This window comes from Streptomyces sp. HUAS MG56 (assembly GCF_058673395.1).
On sequence record NZ_CM178722.1, the window covers coordinates 5,741,875 to 5,757,851 of the forward strand.

The following is a 15,977-nucleotide window of genomic DNA, read 5'->3' on the forward strand; positions in this document are numbered from 1 at the left end:
GGCCCGCCCCTTGGGGGCCGCCCCCGGTCATACCCGTAGTACCTGAGAGCTACCCCGAAGGACCGCTCTCAGGCGGGACGCCGACGACAGGACCCGATCCATAACTTCCTTGTCAGAAAGGCCCGATGGCCGGGCTTTCTGAAAGGAAGCCGACCATGGGGCAGCATCCCCCGCACACCCCCGACCCCTGCCTCTCCTCCCACCCGCAGCCGCCGATGGCGAGTGCGCCCCACGAGGGCCGCCCGCACCCGGCGACGCAGCGGTCACCGACGGCGCGGGCGGGAAGCACGGCGCCGACGGCGAAGCCGAGGCGCGGCCTGTTCCCGCCGAGGCGTCGCAGACACTGGCGTCGCGCGTTCCTCGCCGCCCTCCTCACCACGGCCATCGCCGCCCCCCTCTCCGCCGCGACCACCCACCCCCGGATCCCGGCCCCCCGCCCCTCCGCCCTGCCCCCACTCACGGCGAGCACCCTTCAGAAGACCTACGAGGCCAACCGGGCCGACGCCACCGCGGCGGCCACCATGGCGGCGGAGCACGGCGACACCGACCGCGCCGCCGCCGACCGCACCCTCGCCTCCCGCAACCTCCTCTCCTTCGACGGCCGAGGCGCGGGCCGGGCCACCGAGGTCCTCGGCGACCTCTCCCGTGCCGACCACATCGCCGTCCTGGTCCCCGGCTCGGACACCTCCCTCGACACCTACGCCCGCTTCCACCAGACCGCCGCGGCGCTGTACGCGGACCTCACGCACCGCGCCCCCCACGGCACCCGCGTCGCCGTCATCGCCTGGCTCGGCTACGAGACCCCGGCCACGGTCAGCACCACCGTCACCACGACCACCCGGGCCGACGAAGCCGCTCCCCACCTGCGCACCTTCGTACGCGACCTGCGGGCCGCGACCGAGCCGCACGCCCACCTCTCCCTGCTCTGCCACTCCTACGGCTCGGTCGTCTGCGGCCGGGCCGCCCCCGGCCTGGACGCCGACGACATCGCCCTGGTCGGCAGCCCCGGCGCCGGAGCGGGCTCCGCCGCCGCCCTGCACACCCGCGCCCGCGTCTGGGCGGCCCGGGGCGGCGACGACTGGATCGCGCACGTCCCGCACACCAGCGTCCACCTGTTCGGCACCGCCATCGGCTTCGGCACCGACCCGGTCTCCCGCGCCTTCGGCGCCCGGGTCTTCGACGCCGGCGACGCCCAGCACAGCGGCTACTTCACCCCGGGCTCGGCCTCCCTCGCCAACCTGGCCCGGATCACCCTCGGCGAGACCTCGGAGGTGACCCGTGCCTGAGCCAGCCGTACTCCACCCCGTTCACGACCCTGTCCACCCCTCGCGACGCCACCTGCTCCGCCCTCCGCACGTCCCTCACCCCGTCCGCGCTCTTCGCCGCGGCGCCCACCAGGTGGACTCCGCCACTCCGGCCGACCGCGACCGTGCGGTCGACGCCCTGCGGGCCTTCGCGATCCTCGGCGTCGTCCTGGGCCACTGGCTGGTGACCGCGCTGGTGGCGAGGGACGGCGGCCTGCACACCACCAGCCCGCTCCAGCACATGCCGTGGCTGGCCCCGGTCTCCTGGCTGTTCCAGACCCTGGCCGTGTTCTTCCTGGTCGGCGGCCATGTGGCCACGCGCAGCCTCGCCTCGGCCCGGGCCCGGGGCGAGAGTTACGGCGCCTGGCTGCGCGCCCGACTGACCCGGCTGCTGCGCCCGGTGGCCGCGCTGCTGTGCCTGTGGGCGGTGGCCGCCACGGCCCTCCTCCTCACCGGCACCCCGCCGGCCACGATCGAGACCCTGGTCAAACTGGCCCTGTCCCCGCTGTGGTTCCTGCTGGTCTTCGCCGCCCTGACGGCCGCCACCCCGCTCCTCACCCGCCTCAACCCCCTCTGGCCGCTGGCCGTCGTCCTGCACGTCGACCTGCTCCGCTTCGGCCTGCACCTCGGCCCCGCCTGGCTCGCCTGGCTGAACCTGCCGGCGGGCTGGCTCGTGCCGTACACGCTGGGCGCGGCCTGGACCCGGGGCGAGCTGGACACCCGCCGCGCGGCCTGGGTCCTGCTCCTCGGCGGTACGACGGCGACGGCGTTGCTCGTCGGCTTCGCCGGCTACCCGGCGTCGATGGTCGGCGTCCCCGGAGCGAGGATCTCCAACCTCGACCCGCCGACGCTCGCGGCCGTCGCCTTCGGTCTCGCCCAGTGCGGCCTGGCCCTGCTCCTGCGCGACCGGCTGCGCCGCGCGATGACGCGCCCGCTGCTCTGGTCGGCGACAGCCCTCGTCAACCTCTCGGCGATGACGATCTACCTGTGGCACCAGACGGCCATGATGGCCACGACCGCGACGGGTCTGACCGCGGGCCGCCTGCCCGGTCTGCACACCGCACCGGACTCGCCGGACTGGGTGATGTACCGCCTCGCCTGGCTCCCCGTCTTCGCTCTGGTCCTGGCCCTGTGCTGGACGGCCTTCCGCCACCACGAACAGGGCCCGCGCCGCCCCCGGGACCGCACGTCGCACGTGGTCCGCCGCCACCTGCCCCCAGCAAAGACCCCGCGCAATGCCTAATGTTGACCTCGTGAAGCCCGCGGCCGCCGACGACGAGAACGACCGACAGCGCCGCCCCACACCCGAACCCGTCACGCCCACCCCGACCCGGCGCCGCCGCCTGCGCACCTGGCTGGGCGAGAACCCCTCTTCCCAGTCACCCCCCTTCGCCCGGCACCGCTGGCTCCGCTTCCTCATCTACCTGTTCGTCGCGTACGCCGCGCTGGGGATCGGCCTGGGCGGCGGGGACCAGCTGGCGAACGAGTACGGGCTGACGGCCGTCGTCGGCTGGCTCCTCGGCCTCGTCCAGGGGGCCGTCGTCGTTGTGGCGATCTGGCGCCCCGTCCCCGCCTGGGCCGCGTCCCTGGCCGCCGCCGTGCTCACCGCCCTCCTCGCCCGTCCGCATCTCGCGACGGACGCGACCGCCAACTCCGGCTGGCCCTGGACGACGCCCGCCCTGCTGGCCCAGATGGTCGTGCTGGCCCTCCTCGCCCTGCGCACCCGCCTGCGCGGCACGCTCGCCGCGCTCGGCATCACCGTCGTGGTGACGTGGGTGCTGGAGGCCCCCATCGGTGCCCGGAGATACTCCCCGACCGGTGTCGTGGCCGTCGCCCTCTTCGCCGTCGCGGTCCTGATCGGCACCGCCCTGCGCAGCCGCAGCGAGGCTCGGGCGGAGCTGGCCCAGCAGACGACGATCACCGCGGAGGAGCGGGCCCGCCGCGCCCTGCTGGAGGAGCGCAGCCGTATCGCGCGTGAGCTGCACGACGTGGTCGCCCACCACATGTCGGTGATCTCGATCCAGGCCCAGGTCGCCCCCCACCTGGTCGAGAACCCCTCCGAGGAGCTGAAGGAGAACCTGGCGGGCATCCGCAACAACGCCCTGGAGGCGCTGACCGAGCTGCGCCGTGTGCTCGGTGTCCTGCGGTCGGCGGGCCCGGACGACCCGGAGGCCCTGGACGACGCCTACCGGCTGTCCGCCCCCGGCACCGGCCCGGCCCCCGACGCCCCGCAGCCGAACCTCGCCCGGCTGGACGCGCTGATCGAGAACACCCGGGCGGCCGGTCTGGAGGTCGTCATGAAGACGGAGGGCGAGCCGCGCGGCTATCCGCCCGGTGTGGAGCTGTCGGCGTACCGGATCGTCCAGGAGGCCCTGAGCAACGTCCTGCGGCACGCCCCGGGCGCGTCGGCCACCGTGGAGGTCCTCCACTACCCGCACGGGATATGCCTGGACGTCACCAACTCCCGCCCCACCCGCCCGGCCCCGCCGTCCCCCGGCAGCGGCCACGGTCTGCTCGGGATGCGGGAGCGGGCGGCCATGCTGGGCGGACACGTCGTCGCGACGGGCGACCGGAACGGCGGCTTCCGTGTGACGGCGTTCCTGCCGCGCGAGGGCACCCCGCAGCCGGCGAACCCGGCCCGCCCCTCCGCGTCCGGCCCCGGCCCCGAGCTCGACCCCGACCCCGACCCGCACAGTCCCGAGCCCCCGACAGGAGAGCAGTCCCCATGACGAGCGGTGCCGGCACTATCCGTGTACTCATCGCCGACGACCAGGAGATGGTCCGGCAGGGTTTCACCGTGCTGCTCAACACCCAGCCCGACATCGAGGTGATCGGGCAGGCGGTGGACGGGCTGGACGCGATCGCCCGTACCGCCGAACTGGCCCCGGACGTCGTGCTGATGGACATCCGGATGCCGGAGATGGGCGGCCTTGAGGCGACCCAGCGGATCACCGTCGAGCACCCCGCGGTCAAGGTGCTGGTGCTGACCACGTTCGACCTGGACGAGTACGTGTACGAGGCGCTGCGGGCCGGCGCCTCCGGCTTTCTGCTCAAGGACGCCTCGGCGGACAAGCTGGCCGAGGCGGTGCGGGTGGTGGCCGCGGGCGACGCCCTGCTCGCGCCCGGCATCACCCGGCGGCTCATCGCGGAGTTCTCCCGCATGGACGGCAGGAACCGGGCCCCGCTCAAGCAGCGCGTCGGCGATCTGACGGAACGGGAGACGGAGGTGCTGGCGCTGATCGCACAGGGTCTGTCGAACGCGGAGATCGCCGAGCGGCTGGTCGTGGCCGAGCAGACCGTGAAGACGCACGTCGGCCGGATCCTGGTGAAGCTGGGGCTGCGCGACCGCACGCAGGCGGCGGTGTTCGCCTTCGAGTCGGGCCTGGTCCGCCCGGGAGGGGCGACCCGTAGTACCTGAGAGGGACCCCGCAGGACCCCTCTCCAAGGGGACGACCGCGACCATGGCCTCGGCCTACCGTTCTGTACGTGACCGAGACGACGCACACGCAGACGACACCGCCGGGCCGGGCCGGCCGGCGGCGCAGCCCCGAGATGTGGCTGGCCGCAGACGCCCTGCGCGGTCTGCGGCAGGAACTGTTCCAGGACGCCTTCAGATACGACCCGCTGCCCCGGCCGGGCGAGGCGGGCCCGCTCACCCGGCGCCTGCCGGGCCGGATGCGGGAGTACGGCGCCTGGTCCCGGCACCTGCTGGTGGCCTTCGGCGGTGCGGTGGCCCTGTTCGTCGCCATGGCGGACGAGGAAGCGCCGTTGCTCGCCCTGCTGTGCGGGCTCTGCGCGCTGGTGCCGGTGCTGCTGACCCTGGTGCGTCCGGTGGGGGCGTTCTGGGCGTCCCTCGCGGGCACCGTCGTCATGTCCGTGATCGGCCGGGGAGAGGGCAGCTGGCCGTGGGCGCCGGCCAGTTTCCTCTCCCACCTGCTGGTGCTGACGGTCGTCGCGCTGCGCACCCGCCCGCGCACGGCGGCCTGGATGTGGGCGCTGACCGCGGTGTTCGGCGTCTTCTGCGACATGGTCCTCGGCGGGAACGAGTACGGCACGGACACCGCCCCGATGCTGTTCCTGTCGGCGCTGCTCCTGCTGATCGTCACGGTCCGGCACATACGCAGGGAGGCCCAGCAGGAGATGACCGCGCAGCAGACGGTGACGGCGCACGAACGCTCGCGCCGCACGCTGCTGGAGGAGCGCACGACCATCGCCCGCGAGCTGCACGACGTGGTCGCCCATCACATGTCGGTGGTCGCGATCCAGGCGGAGGCGGCGCCGTACCGGGTGGAGAATCCGCCGCCGGAGCTGGAGAAGGCGTTCGCCACCATCCGGGAGAACGCGGTCGCGGCCCTGACCGAGCTGCGCCGGGTGCTGGGCGTCGTCCGCGCGGAGGACTACGAGGCGCCGGAGGCCCCGCAGCCCACGCTCGCGGACCTGGACGGGCTGCTGGCCAATGTGCGGGAGGCCGGCCTGGTGGTGGACAAGGCGGTGACGGGCGCGGTCCGCGAACTCACGCAGGGCGTGGAGCTGTCGGCGTACCGAATAGTCCAGGAGGCGCTGAGCAACGCCCTGCGGCACGCCCCCGGAGCGGACGCCCGGGTGGAAATAGGCTACGTTCTCGGTGGCCTGGGCCTGCGCATCGTCAACGCCCCGCCGCCGGCCCCCCACCTGATAAATCCCTCGCCCGGTGCCGGGCACGGGGTGACGGGCATGCGGGAGCGGGTCTCGATGCTGAGCGGCGAGATGACGGCGGGCCCGACGGACGACGGGGGCTACGAGGTGACGGTGTTCCTGCCGGTGCCGGCCGCCGCGAGCGAAGGGGACGCATGACCATCCGCGTACTGATCGCGGACGACCAGATGATGGTCCGCGAGGGCTTCTCGGTCCTGCTGAACGCGATGCCGGACATCGAGGTCGTCGGCGAGGCCGTCAACGGGAGGGAGGCGGTGGACCGGGTTCGCGAGCTGGCCCCGGACGTCGTGCTGATGGACATCCGGATGCCGGAGCTGAACGGCATCGAGGCGACCCGGGAGATCGTCGCGGCGGACGCGGCGGCGAAGGTGCTGGTCCTGACGACGTTCGACCTGGACGAGTACGTGTACCAGGCCCTGCGCGCCGGCGCCTCAGGCTTCCTCCTGAAGGACGCCTCGGCCCGGCAACTGGCCGACGGCGTCCGGGTGGTGGCCGCCGGCGAGGCCCTGCTCGCTCCCTCGGTCACCAGACGCCTGATCACGGAGTTCTCCCGCCTCTCGGAACCTCCGCGCCTGATCCCGGCGGCCCAGGCGACCTACGGCGAACTGACCGAACGCGAGACGGAGGTCCTGATCCTGATCGCCCAGGGCCTGTCGAACGCCGAGATCGCCGAGCGACTGGTGGTGGCGGAGTCGACGATCAAGACCCATGTGAGCCGCATCCTGGTGAAACTGGGCCTGAGAGACCGCACCCAGGCAGCGGTCTTCGCGTACGAGGCACGTTTGGTCACGCCGGCCTGACGCTGCGTCACGTTGCTCATGAACAGGCCTTGCATCGCCTGATGTTCGAACATGCGCATCTGAAGCTGCGCAAGTGCGAGGGTTTTTGCGGCAACGGGGAGGCGACACGAACGCCCTGCTGGCCTGAGGGCCGGGGACGCGTAACCAAGGGAGTGAACATGGAACTGGAACTCGTGCCGCACGTCGGCACAGGGCGTTTCCGGTTCGGCATGTCGGTCGAGGACGCGCGCGCCGCGGTGGCGGAGGGGGGTCTTTTCCGGACCGTTTCGAGCGACGAGGAGCCGGGGCAGATCGTGCTCACGCACGACGGATCCGAGAGGAACGTCGTGCTCGGGTTCACCAAGGGCGCGCTGAGCGGTGTGGAGCTGTACCGGTTCTGGAACGAGGCCGCCGATGTGCGGGTGCTGCTCGACGGACTGGACGTCTTCCGTACTCCGGGCGAGGACCTCTTCGGACAGCTCGCGGAACGGGGCCACACCATCGAGGAGAACGACCTGGGCTTCGACGCCCTGCCGGAACTCGACGTGATTCTTGCGAACCAGAGCAGCTACGCATACCCGGTGGACGAAGTCGGCACGGCGGCGCCCGAGTACCCGGTGATCCCCGGTGTGTCGCTGGGTTCCACCCGGCAGACCTCCCAGGAGGTTCCCCGGGACGCCGGCGGTCTGCCGTCGTGCGTCACGTCCGTCCTCGTGGGCGGGAGGGACTACTACGGCGTCCGGCACGGGGAGCGGGGCTGATCGCTTCGTATCGCTCCGCCGGTCGCCCTGGTCACGGGCCCGCTCGGCGGGTTAGCGTCCGCGCATGGCTGGCGCTACCGATGTGACCTTCGATCCCTGGGACCCGGCGTTCCTCGCCGACCCGTACCCGGCCTATGCCGAGCTGCGGGCGCGGGGCAGGGTGATCCGGTACGAGGCGACCGACCAGTGGCTGGTCCCGCACCACGCGGACGTCTCGGCGCTGCTCAGGGACCGGCGGCTCGGGCGGACGTACCGGCCCCGGTTCTCGCACGAGGACTTCGGGCGCGGCGCGCCCCCGCCCGAGCAGGAGCCGTTCCACACGCTCAACGATCACGGGATGCTCGATCTGGAGCCGCCGGACCACACGCGGATCCGGCGCCTGGTGTCGAAGGCGTTCACGCCGAGGACGGTCGAGCGGCTGACGCCGTATGTGCGCCGGCTCGCGGACGAGTTGGTGGCCGGGCTGGTCCGGGAGGGCGGCGGGGATCTGCTCGCGGAGGTGGCCGAGCCGCTGCCCGTCGCCGTCATCGCCGAGATGCTGGGCATTCCGGAGGCGGACCGGGCGTCGCTGCGGCCCTGGTCGGCGGACATCTGCGGGATGTACGAGCTCAACCCGTCGCAGGAGACCGCGGCCCGGGCCGTCCGGGCTTCCGTGGAGTTCTCGGAGTTCCTGCGCGAGCTGATCGCGGCGCGGCGGAGGGAGCCGGGGGAGGATCTGATCTCCGGGCTGATCGCCGCTCACGACGAGGGCGACCGGCTGACCGAGCAGGAGATGATCTCCACGGCCGTGCTGCTGCTCAACGCGGGACACGAGGCCACGGTCAACGCGACGGTCAACGGCTGGTTCGCGCTGTTCCGGAACCCCGCCCAGCTCGCCGCGCTCCGCGCCGACCACTCGCTGATCCCGTCCGCGATCGAGGAACTGCTGCGCTACGACACCCCGCTCCAGCTCTTCGAGCGCTGGGTGCTGGACGACATCGAGATCGGCGGCACGACGATCCCGAGGGGTTCGGAGATCGCCATGCTCTTCGGGTCCGCCAACCATGACCCGGCGGTCTTCACCGACCCCGGCCGCCTGGACCTGACCCGTGCGGACAACCCGCACATCTCCTTCAGCGCGGGCATCCACTACTGCATCGGCGCTCCCCTGGCCCGGATCGAGCTGGGCGCCTCGATGCGGGCCCTGCTGGAGCGGGCTCCCGGCCTGGCCCTGGCCGCGGAACCGGAGCGGAAGCCCCACTTCGTCATGCGCGGACTGGAAGCGCTGCCCGTGGTGGCCGGTTGACCAGCGCGGTCAGCCGGCCAGGTCCCGGCGGCGCAGGCCCGCCAGGCCGCCCGCCACCAGCAGCGCCGCCAGGGCCAGCAGGACGCCCACGGGAGTCCAGTCCAGGTGTCCGCCGGGGAGCTTCGGCAGGTGGCCGAAGGGGGAGAGGTCCAGGACGGCACGGGGGACGTTCAGCGCCGGGCCGATCCAGCCGATCAGCAGGGCCGCGCCCGCCACGCCCCAGGCGGCCGTCGCGCCCCGCGGCAGGACGCCGTGGAGCAGGACGGCGAGGCCGCCGATCACCCAGACGGCGGCGACCTGGAGCAGGCACGCGCCCAGCACCGGGCCGATCTGCCGGCCGTAGCCGACGGCGAAGCCCAGGCCGGCGAGCAGCATGATCAGGGCCGAGCCGCCGAAGGCGATCAGCAGGTGGCCGGCCGCCCAGCGCAGCCGGCCCACCGCGCCGGCCAGGACCGGTTCGGCGCGGCCGGAGCTCTCCTCGCCGTTCAGCCGCAGCACGGAGGAGACGACGTAGAGCGCGGCGACCAGGCCGAGCATGCCGACCATCGCGGCGAGGAAGGCGTCGGTCAGCCCCGACTGGCCGCCCATGCGCTGGAAGATCTCCCGCGCCTGGGCGTTGTCGCCGACGAGCCTCGCGGCGCCGTCGGTCAGCCCGCCGTAGACGACCCCGGCGAGGAAGAAGCCGATCGACCAGCCGAGGACGCTGCCGCGCTGCAGCCGCCAGGCCAGGGCGCCGGCGGTGCCGAGCCGGCCCGCCGCCGGTCCCGGCCGGGTCGGCAGGAAGCTCATGCCGATGTCCCGGCGGCCCGCCAACGCGTAGGCGAGGAAGGCCTGGAGGGCCGTCGCCGCCACGAACAGCAGCAGCACCCACCAGCGTTCGGCCGCGAAGGCGCGCAGGTTCTCCAGCCAGCCCAGCGGGGACAGCCAGGTGAGGACGGACGAGCCGTCGGAGGAGGCCGAGTCGCCCGCCGCGCGCAGCACGAAGGCCGCGCCGAGCACCGCCGCCGTCAGCCCCCGGGCCAGCCGGGCGCTCTCGGTCAGCTGGGCGACGATCGCCGCCGCCGTGGCGAAGACCATGCCCGCGCCCGCCACCCCGAGCCCGAAGGCCAGGGCGCCGGCCGTGCCCTGCCCGGCGAGTCCGGCCACGATCAGGACGCACAGGGCCGTGTTCGCGACGGCCGCCGCCAGCAGGGCGGCCGTCAGGGGCGCCCGGCGCCCGACCGCCCCGGAGGAGAGCAGTTCATGCCGCCCGCTCTCCTCCTCGTCGCGGGTGTGCCGGACGACGACGAGGAGGCTCATGACGGCGGCGAGGGCGCCCGCGTACACGCCGACGCGCCAGGCGGTCAGCGCGCCGAGCGAGTCGTCGAAGACCGGGCCGACCATGGCGCGCAGCGAGGCGTTGCCGGTCATCTGGTGCCGGAGGTCGGCGCGCTGGGCGGGGGTGGCGTACAGGGTCTTCAGGGTGTTCGGCATGGAGAGGACCATCAGCGCGTTCACCGCGACCCAGACCGGCAGCATGACGCGGTCGCGGCGCAGCGCGAACCTCAACAGGGTTCCGGTGCCAGCCAGTTGGCGGGGCATCAGGCCGACGCCCCCTCGGTCCGCGCCGTCTCTTCCGTGTAGTGCCGCAGGAACAGCTCCTCCAGCGTCGGCGGGGTCGAGGTGAGCGAGCGCACTCCGGTGGCGCTCAACGACCGCAGGACGGCGTCGAGCCGGTCGGTGTCGACCTGGAGCCGGACCCGGTGGCCCTGGATGTCCAGGTCGTGCACGCCCGGCAGGTGGGCCAGTCCGTCGGGCGGGCCCGCGAGTTCGGCGCTGACGCTGGTGCGGGTGAGGTGGCGCAGGTCGGCGAGCGAGCCGCTCTCCACCGTGCGCCCCTTGCGGATGATGCTGACCCGGTCGCACAGCTCCTCCACCTCGCTGAGGATGTGCGAGGAGAGGAGGATCGTGCGGCCCCTGTCGCGTTCCTCCTCCACGCAAGCCTGGAAGACCTCCTCCATCAGCGGGTCCAGGCCCGAGGTCGGTTCGTCCAGGATCAGCAGGTCGACGTCGGAGGCGAAGGCGGCGACCAGGGCGACCTTCTGCCGGTTGCCCTTGGAGTAGGTGCGGCCCTTCTTGGTGGGGTCCAGCTCGAAGCGCTGGATCAGCTCAGCCCTGCGCCGCTGGTCGAGTCCTCCGCGCAGCCGGCCGTAGAGGTCGATGACCTCGCCGCCGGAGAGGTTGCGCCACAGGGTGACGTCGCCGGGGACGTACGCGATGCGGCGGTGCACCTCGACCGCGTCCCGCCAGGGGTCGCGGCCCAGCACCTGGGCGGCGCCCGCGTCGGCGCGCAGCAGTCCGAGCAGGACGCGGATGGTGGTCGACTTGCCGGCGCCGTTGGGGCCGAGGAAGCCGTGCACCTCACCGGCCTCGACGTCCAGGTCGAGGCCGTCCAGCGCGTGGGTGCGGCCGAAGGACTTGTGGAGCCCGGAGACCGTGATTGCCTTGGTCATGCATCAGAACGTACGCTTCTTTCAGAAATTTGTGAAGTTAAGGAAATGCATGAACGCCGGATAGGGTGAGCGGCATGACGGAGCCAGGGAACGGGACGGAGTCAGGGAGTGCGCGGGACCCCGAGGCGGTCTCGCGGTTCGTGGAGCGGTTCGCGGCGCAGCTGGTCGAGGCCGGGATGCAGCGCATGCCCTCCCGTGTCTTCGCGGCCCTGCTCGCCTCCGACACCGGCACCCTGACCTCGGCCGAGCTGAGCGAGCAACTGCGGATCAGCCCCGCCGCCGTCTCCGGGGCGGTGCGCTATCTCGCCCAGGTCCACATGGTGTCGAGGGAGCGGGAGCCCGGCTCGCGCCGGGAGCGCTACCGGGTGCACAGCGACCAGTGGTACGAGGCGCTCACCAGCCGCGAGGCGATCATCAAGCGCTGGGAGGACGCCCTGCGCGAGGGCGTCGCCAGCCTCGGAGCCGACACCCCCTCGGGCCGCCGGCTCGCGCAGACGCTGGCCTTCTTCGAGTTCATCGAGCAGGACGTGGCCCTGATGATGGAGCGGTGGCGGGTGTACCGGCAGGAGAGGTTCGGGGACTGAGCCCGCTCAGCGCTCCTTCGTCTCCTCCAGCACCGTCCGCCCCAGCAGCGCGTACCGCTCGGGCGCCCGCCGCTTGAGGTACTGCGCGCCCCCGACCCCCGCCGCCGCGACCAGGGCCACCAGCCACGGCGTCGCCTTCAGCACCAGCGAGCCGGACTCGGGACCGGCCGCCGCGCCCATGTTGGACACGAGGAGCACGACGACAGCGAGCATCGCGATGCCGCCGAGCAGCGGCGCGGTGAAGGTGCGGAACCAGTGGCGGCTCTCGGGGTGGTGGGAGCGGAAGTAGGCCAGCACCGCGAAGGAGCACACGGCCTGCACGACGAGGATCGCCATGGTGCCGAGGATGGCGAGCAGGACGTACGTGCCGGTGTACGGGTCCTTGCCCGCGGCCCAGAACGCGCCGAGCAACACCGCGGTGACCGCCGTCTGCACCAGCCCGGCGATGTGCGGGGAGCCGTGCCGGGCGTGGGTGCGGCCGACGGTGCGCTGGAGCGAGGGCAGGACGCCTTCCCGTCCCAGGGCGTAGAGATAGCGGGCGGCGCAGTTGTGGAAGGCCATGCCGCAGGCCAGCGAGCCGGTGATCATCAGCCACTGCATGACGTCGACGGCCCAGTGCCCGACGTAGCGCTCGGTGGGGTTGAAGAACATCGCGAGCGGGTTGGCGGAGGAGGCCGCCTTCACGGCCTCGGCCTCGCCGTTGCCGGAGATGGCCATCCAGGAGACGAGGACGTAGAAGACGCCGACGCCCAGGACGCTGATCATCGTGGCCTTGGGGATGATCTTCTTCGGGTCGCGGGACTCCTCGCCGTACATCGCGGTCGACTCGAAGCCGACCCAGGACCAGAAGGCGAAGAACAGCCCGAGCCCGGCGGACGTGCCCTTGAAGGCGTTGACCGGGTCGACCGGCGCGAAGGTGAACCCGTGCGGGCCGCCGCCGTGGAGGGCGACCGACACCGCCATCGCGGCCAGCACGGTCACCTCGGTCGCCAGCAGCACCACCAGCAGTTTCTCGGCGACGCTGACCCCGAACCAGGTGCCGGTCGCGTTGATCGCGAGCATCAGCACGGCGAAGGCCCACCAGGGCACGTGCGCACCCGTCTGGTCCTTCAGGGTCGTGGTCGCGAAGGTCGAGAAGATCCCGATGAGCGCGGGCTCGAAGACGACGTACGCGAAGGTCGCGAGCAGCCCGGAGGCGAGCCCGACGGTCCGCCCCAGCCCGTACGAGATGAACCCGTAGAAGGCGCCCGTGGACGTGATGTGCTTCGCCATCGAGGTGAAACCGACGGAAAAGATTGCCAGGACGACCATTGCCACGAGATAACTCGCGGGCGCCCCGATCCCGTTGCCGGACGACACCATGAAGGGCACGTTCCCGGTCATCGCGGTGATCGGCGCGGCGGTCGCCACGGCCATGAAGACGACCCCCAGCAACCCGACCGCGTTGGGTTTCAGCCGGTGAACCGCATCCGAGCCATCCGCCTCCGCCGTCGGGGCAACGCCCTCGTCCACTGCCATCGGGTGGCCCCCTCCGTGTCCGGTCCGTGAGTCCTGGTGGGTCCTGATGGAGCAGGATGGTGGACGAGCGGGGGCCGCGGGAAGGGGTCGGCCGGGTTAAATATTTGTCACCAGACCTTTAGGGGCGGCTCGTGGGGGTCCCTCAGGACGGCAGCACCAGCCCCCAGGCCGCCTCCGCCACCCTCCAGGTGCGCCTGCGTACGGGGCCCGAGACGGTCCCGTCGGCCCGGTAGCGGAAGTCCGGGCCCGTGACCGTCACCGTCCGCCCGCAGGCCCGCAGCGGGGTCGCCTCGGCGCCCACCGACAGGGGGCGGAACTCCACCTCGGCCGTGCCGGCGCCGGGCGCCCCGGGTGCGCCGAGCGCTCCGGGTGCTCCCGGCGCTCCGGGAGTCACCGTCAGGGACTCCAGCGGCTCGTCCAGGTCCACGAGCGTCTCGCCGTCGAGCTGGACGCGCAGCCGGGTGGGGCCGGGGGAGGGGACCGACGGGAGCCGGGGCGGGCGTGCGGGCAGCGTGCGGGCCAGCAGGGTGCGGTACCAGCGGCCGGCGGCCGGCGCCACCGGTTCGGGCACGGGCGCGGGGACGCGCCGGGCCGGCGGGATCGCCAGCCCGGTCAGGACGACCCCGTCGCTGTCGTCGACCAGCAGGTCCAGCCGCCGTTCGGTGCCCTCCAGGACCGCCCGGGCCGCCGCCACCGCGCCGCCGGGCACGCCCAGCGACTCCGTCAGGGACGTGTCTCCCGCCCCGCCGACCGGCACCACCGACAGACCGCATCCGGCCAGTTCGCGCTCGCGGTGCAGCAGCGTGACGGCCCGTAGCAGAGCGTGGTCGTCGCCGATGACGACCGGCCGCCGCGAACCCCTTCGGCCCAGCGCCCGGGCGAATTCCTCGGGGCCGTCCGGGAGGCACACTTTCGCCGCCGCACCCGCGCTGAGCACGTCTTTCGCGATCCGAACGGACTCGCCGTCCGTCTGCCGTGCCGCCGGATCGATGATCACCAGCAGCTGGTCGGACATCGCGAAAGTCGCCACCTCGGTCCTGCCTCGCTTCCTCGGGTAGCATCTTTGTGCAAGAGCCCCTTGCGCTATTGCGCCAGGGGCTTCGTCTATTCCGGGGCATCCGGTCCGACGGTTGTGCGACCAACGGCGGTCGCTGTGGCACGCGGCGGTGAACCTTACGCCCACGCCCCCGACCTTGGACATGCCCCGCCCGGAAGGGGTGTACGCGCGTGCCCGCACTTGTGCTGCTCGGTGCTCAGTGGGGTGACGAAGGCAAGGGGAAGGCGACCGACCTGCTCGGTGGCTCGGTGGACTATGTAGTGCGCTACCAGGGCGGCAACAACGCCGGCCACACGGTCGTCGTGGGCGACCAGAAGTACGCGCTCCACCTCCTCCCTTCCGGAATCCTCTCCCCCGGCTGTACGCCGGTCATCGGCAACGGTGTCGTCGTCGACCCGTCGGTCCTGCTCTCCGAGCTGAGCGGTCTGAACGAGCGTGGCGTCGACACGTCCAAGCTCCTGATCAGCGGTAACGCGCACGTCATCACGCCGTACAACGTGACCGTCGACAAGGTGACGGAACGCTTCCTCGGGAAGAGGAAGATCGGCACGACCGGGCGCGGTATCGGTCCCACCTACGCCGACAAGATCAACCGCGTCGGCATCCGGGTCCAGGACCTCTACGACGAGTCGATCCTGACCCAGAAGGTCGAGGCGGCCCTCGACGTCAAGAACCAGCTCCTGACCAAGCTGTACAACCGGCGCGCGATCGCCGTGGACCAGGTCGTGGAGGAGCTGCTGGGCTACGCCGAGCAGATCAAGCCGTACGTCACCGACACCGTCCTGGTCCTGAACCAGGCGCTGGAGGACGACAAGGTCGTCCTGTTCGAGGGCGGTCAGGGCACCCTCCTCGACATCGACCACGGCACGTACCCCTTCGTCACCTCCTCCAACCCGACCGCCGGCGGCGCCTGCACCGGCGCCGGCGTGGGTCCGACGAAGATCAGCCGGGTCATCGGCATCCTGAAGGCGTACACGACCCGCGTCGGCGCCGGCCCGTTCCCGACCGAGCTGTTCGACGAGGACGGCGAGGCGCTGCGCCGGATCGGCGGCGAGCGGGGCGTGACGACCGGCCGTGACCGCCGCTGCGGCTGGTTCGACGCCGTCATCGCCCGCTACGCGACCCGCGTGAACGGTCTGACCGACTTCTTCCTCACCAAGCTGGACGTGCTGACCGGCTGGGAGCAGATCCCGGTCTGCGTGGCGTACGAGATCGACGGCAGGCGGGTCGAGGAACTGCCGTACTCGCAGACGGACTTCCACCACGCGAAGCCGGTCTACGAGACGCTGCCGGGCTGGAGCGAGGACATCACCAAGGCGAAGTCCTTCGCGGACCTGCCGAAGAACGCCCAGAACTACGTCAAGGCGCTGGAGGAGATGTCCGGCGCCCCGATCTCCGCGATCGGCGTGGGCCCGGGCCGGGACGAGACGATCGAGATCAACTCGTTCCTCTGAGAGTCCCTTTCCCGAGGCCCGGGGATCTGATGGGATGGCCGGTGCGGT

Annotated in this window: 14 protein-coding genes; 10 read left to right on the forward strand and 4 right to left on the reverse strand. The window is 72.4% G+C overall.

Annotated elements, in window-relative coordinates; translation table 11 throughout:
* Positions 1 to 155 precede the first annotated feature (155 nt).
* The 8 genes from AC4OXY_RS27205 to AC4OXY_RS27240 all read left to right on the forward strand — a co-directional run bounded on the left by AC4OXY_RS27205 (position 156) and on the right by AC4OXY_RS27240 (position 8,824).
* Positions 156 to 1,286 carry an alpha/beta hydrolase gene (locus AC4OXY_RS27205; protein ID WP_491991225.1) on the forward strand — a complete coding sequence of 377 codons (1,131 nt, stop codon included), beginning with the start codon at positions 156 to 158 and terminating at the stop codon, positions 1,284 to 1,286.
* 52 nt (positions 1,287 to 1,338) lie between these two features.
* Entirely contained in the window at positions 1,339 to 2,547 is a 1,209-nt protein-coding gene (locus AC4OXY_RS27210) for an acyltransferase family protein (protein ID WP_491994648.1), read from the forward strand.
* A gap of 10 nt (positions 2,548 to 2,557) precedes the next feature.
* Positions 2,558 to 4,033, forward strand: coding sequence for a sensor histidine kinase (locus AC4OXY_RS27215; protein ID WP_402068444.1), 1,476 nt, complete (start codon positions 2,558 to 2,560; stop codon positions 4,031 to 4,033).
* Positions 4,030 to 4,722, forward strand: a complete 693-nt coding sequence (locus tag AC4OXY_RS27220; protein ID WP_356029793.1) for a response regulator — start codon at positions 4,030 to 4,032, stop codon at positions 4,720 to 4,722. The genes AC4OXY_RS27215 and AC4OXY_RS27220 overlap by 4 nt, the downstream gene beginning before the upstream one ends.
* Positions 4,723 to 4,790: 68 nt before the next feature.
* On the forward strand, positions 4,791 to 6,137 hold the full coding sequence (locus tag AC4OXY_RS27225; protein WP_491991226.1) for a sensor histidine kinase: 1,347 nt from the start codon (positions 4,791 to 4,793) through the stop codon (positions 6,135 to 6,137).
* Entirely contained in the window at positions 6,134 to 6,799 is a 666-nt protein-coding gene (locus tag AC4OXY_RS27230; protein WP_356029790.1) for a response regulator, read from the forward strand. The genes AC4OXY_RS27225 and AC4OXY_RS27230 overlap by 4 nt, the downstream gene beginning before the upstream one ends.
* A gap of 158 nt (positions 6,800 to 6,957) precedes the next feature.
* Positions 6,958 to 7,539: a hypothetical protein gene (locus AC4OXY_RS27235; protein ID WP_491991227.1), complete on the forward strand. Its 582-nt coding sequence runs from the start codon at positions 6,958 to 6,960 to the stop codon at positions 7,537 to 7,539.
* Positions 7,540 to 7,603: 64 nt separating this feature from the next.
* Positions 7,604 to 8,824, forward strand: coding sequence for a cytochrome P450 (locus tag AC4OXY_RS27240; RefSeq protein WP_356029786.1), 1,221 nt, complete (start codon positions 7,604 to 7,606; stop codon positions 8,822 to 8,824).
* A gap of 9 nt (positions 8,825 to 8,833) precedes the next feature.
* Here AC4OXY_RS27240 and AC4OXY_RS27245 read toward each other — a convergent pair whose 3' ends face one another.
* Together AC4OXY_RS27245 and AC4OXY_RS27250 are read right to left on the reverse strand one after the other, a co-directional pair.
* A complete protein-coding gene (locus AC4OXY_RS27245; RefSeq protein WP_491991228.1) occupies positions 8,834 to 10,405 on the reverse strand; it encodes an ABC transporter permease in 1,572 nt (523 codons plus the stop codon).
* Complete coding sequence (locus AC4OXY_RS27250; RefSeq protein ID WP_491991229.1) at positions 10,405 to 11,316, reverse strand: ABC transporter ATP-binding protein; 912 nt, start codon at positions 11,314 to 11,316, stop codon at positions 10,405 to 10,407. Before AC4OXY_RS27250 ends, AC4OXY_RS27245 begins: the two co-directional genes overlap by 1 nt.
* A 74-nt stretch (positions 11,317 to 11,390) precedes the next feature.
* Between AC4OXY_RS27250 and AC4OXY_RS27255 the strand changes: the two genes are divergently transcribed.
* A complete protein-coding gene (locus AC4OXY_RS27255) occupies positions 11,391 to 11,900 on the forward strand; it encodes a GbsR/MarR family transcriptional regulator (protein ID WP_362822364.1) in 510 nt (169 codons plus the stop codon).
* Positions 11,901 to 11,906: 6 nt separating this feature from the next.
* On the opposite strand, the gene AC4OXY_RS27260 is transcribed toward AC4OXY_RS27255, so the two are convergent.
* Both AC4OXY_RS27260 and AC4OXY_RS27265 read right to left on the reverse strand, forming a co-directional pair.
* Positions 11,907 to 13,418 carry an APC family permease gene (locus tag AC4OXY_RS27260; RefSeq protein ID WP_356029780.1) on the reverse strand — a complete coding sequence of 504 codons (1,512 nt, stop codon included), beginning with the start codon at positions 13,416 to 13,418 and terminating at the stop codon, positions 11,907 to 11,909.
* A 142-nt stretch (positions 13,419 to 13,560) separates the two neighbouring features.
* Positions 13,561 to 14,433 carry a diacylglycerol kinase gene (locus AC4OXY_RS27265; RefSeq protein WP_356029778.1) on the reverse strand — a complete coding sequence of 291 codons (873 nt, stop codon included), beginning with the start codon at positions 14,431 to 14,433 and terminating at the stop codon, positions 13,561 to 13,563.
* A 212-nt stretch (positions 14,434 to 14,645) separates the two neighbouring features.
* Between AC4OXY_RS27265 and AC4OXY_RS27270 the strand changes: the two genes are divergently transcribed.
* Positions 14,646 to 15,929: an adenylosuccinate synthase gene (locus AC4OXY_RS27270; RefSeq protein WP_356029776.1), complete on the forward strand. Its 1,284-nt coding sequence runs from the start codon at positions 14,646 to 14,648 to the stop codon at positions 15,927 to 15,929.
* Positions 15,930 to 15,977: the final 48 nt, after the last annotated feature.

Coding starts and splice junctions, on each gene's coding strand:
- AC4OXY_RS27235 (WP_491991227.1), top strand. CDS start 6,958: ATGGAACTGGAACTCGTGCCGCACGTCGGCACAGGGCGTTTCCGGTTC.
- AC4OXY_RS27240 (WP_356029786.1), top strand. CDS start 7,604: ATGGCTGGCGCTACCGATGTGACCTTCGATCCCTGGGACCCGGCGTTC.
- AC4OXY_RS27250 (WP_491991229.1), bottom strand. CDS start 11,316: ATGACCAAGGCAATCACGGTCTCCGGGCTCCACAAGTCCTTCGGCCGC.
- AC4OXY_RS27255 (WP_362822364.1), top strand. CDS start 11,391: ATGACGGAGCCAGGGAACGGGACGGAGTCAGGGAGTGCGCGGGACCCC.
- AC4OXY_RS27205 (WP_491991225.1), top strand. CDS start 156: ATGGGGCAGCATCCCCCGCACACCCCCGACCCCTGCCTCTCCTCCCAC.
- AC4OXY_RS27245 (WP_491991228.1), bottom strand. CDS start 10,405: ATGCCCCGCCAACTGGCTGGCACCGGAACCCTGTTGAGGTTCGCGCTG.
- AC4OXY_RS27220 (WP_356029793.1), top strand. CDS start 4,030: ATGACGAGCGGTGCCGGCACTATCCGTGTACTCATCGCCGACGACCAG.
- AC4OXY_RS27265 (WP_356029778.1), bottom strand. CDS start 14,433: ATGTCCGACCAGCTGCTGGTGATCATCGATCCGGCGGCACGGCAGACG.
- AC4OXY_RS27260 (WP_356029780.1), bottom strand. CDS start 13,418: ATGGCAGTGGACGAGGGCGTTGCCCCGACGGCGGAGGCGGATGGCTCG.
- AC4OXY_RS27230 (WP_356029790.1), top strand. CDS start 6,134: ATGACCATCCGCGTACTGATCGCGGACGACCAGATGATGGTCCGCGAG.